Source organism: Phyllobacterium sp., assembly GCF_037994425.1.
In the GTDB taxonomy this organism is placed as follows: Bacteria; Pseudomonadota; Alphaproteobacteria; order Rhizobiales; family Rhizobiaceae; genus Phyllobacterium.
The window spans coordinates 1-1158 of record NZ_JBBNAM010000085.1; the positions used below are offsets into that span (position 1 = coordinate 1).

The following is a 1158-nucleotide window of genomic DNA, read 5'->3' on the forward strand; positions in this document are numbered from 1 at the left end:
GCGTCGTCGATAAGGTTGTCCTTAGTCAACGGCTGCTACTCCAGCAGATGCGCGTCAGCGTAAGCTTCAACCGAAATTATAGATGACGATGCTCCAGTCGTCGGTCTGTTTCATGCGCGGAACACTCCAATGGGGGCGCGAGAGGACCCTATGACGCCGTACAGGGGAGGCGATCTTGATGCGGCCTTCGCGGTCGAGTGCGAAGCCGGATAGGCAGGGCCTCGTGTGCCAATTCGCCGGCCATTGCGGGAGACCAGCCCGCTGCCCAGTGGTCAAGGCTTAATGGAGGTTCGAATTGTCAACACTGCTATGACTGGACATATCCGCGCCAGCGCCCATTTGCTTAGTTTTGGAGGCGCTAATGTTCGAAAAGTCGTCAACCCTAGAGAAGCTCAGAAGGACACTTGCGAACCACGTAAGTGAGTCTGAGTATTCACTGGGCATCCACGCCTATTACGACGGCGAGGTTATCTTCAGCAGAGATATTGTGCACTTGAACCTGGAGATGCCACCGTTTCCGATCGATTTCTCATCCGCGTGGAAGTGGTTCACTGACAGTCTCCAGGGAACGCCCTTTCAGGAAACTTTTGTTTACGAGCTTCCATTCCAGCCAATGGACGAAGAAGATGCGGATGCGGAACTTCTAATGGCCCTCTGTCGTGGTTCATCGATGACTGTCTGGTTGGTCGACCTAGCGATTGATGAAGGACCGGAGCCTGATAAGCGCTTTGTCGTGATAACGATACCTAAAAAGCAGGAAATCGCGGCCTTCAAGCGCGATTACCACGGCAAAGACGCGCGGGGCCTCTTGGACGCTGCCGCTGCTCAACGATAAGCCGATTGCCTAGCCTAAGAACTGTCGGGTCCGGCGACCCCAAAAGGTTCGCCCAGCGGGTCGTGGCCTTCTCCGACGTCGCTCAACCGCCCGTCCGCATGCCGTTCGGCAGCGACACTGTTGCCGCGATAGAGGCGAAGCATCTTAGCGATGCCGACATAATCAAGCGGTGGCGAGAGCCCTCGGGCTCCACCGCCTTCTGAGGAAGATGCACCTCAGTCGGACAATCGCACGGAGGTGTCGGCGTCGTACCTACCGTCCCATTTCCTGCGTAATCACGTGGATCGACGGCACGCGCTTCTTCGCGGCCATCAAAATGTCCA

Annotated in this window: 2 protein-coding genes; one reads left to right on the plus strand and one right to left on the minus strand. The window is 56.5% G+C overall.

Annotation, left to right across the window (positions count from 1 at the left end; all coding sequences use genetic code 11):
* Window positions 1–361 precede the first annotated feature (361 nt).
* Window positions 362–835 carry a hypothetical protein gene (locus tag AAAB35_RS06435; RefSeq protein WP_340667382.1) on the plus strand — a complete coding sequence of 158 codons (474 nt, stop codon included), beginning with the start codon at window positions 362–364 and terminating at the stop codon, window positions 833–835.
* Window positions 836–917: 82 nt separating this feature from the next.
* Here the strand turns inward: AAAB35_RS06435 and AAAB35_RS06440 are convergent.
* Window positions 918–1158, minus strand: a 241-nt coding sequence (locus AAAB35_RS06440; RefSeq protein ID WP_340667383.1) for a hypothetical protein, incomplete at its 5' end; no start/stop codon positions are given.

Bases quoted from the DNA above. Each gene is read 5' to 3' on its own strand.
- AAAB35_RS06435 (WP_340667382.1), top strand. From the start codon at position 362: ATGTTCGAAAAGTCGTCAACCCTAGAGAAGCTCAGAAGGACACTTGCG.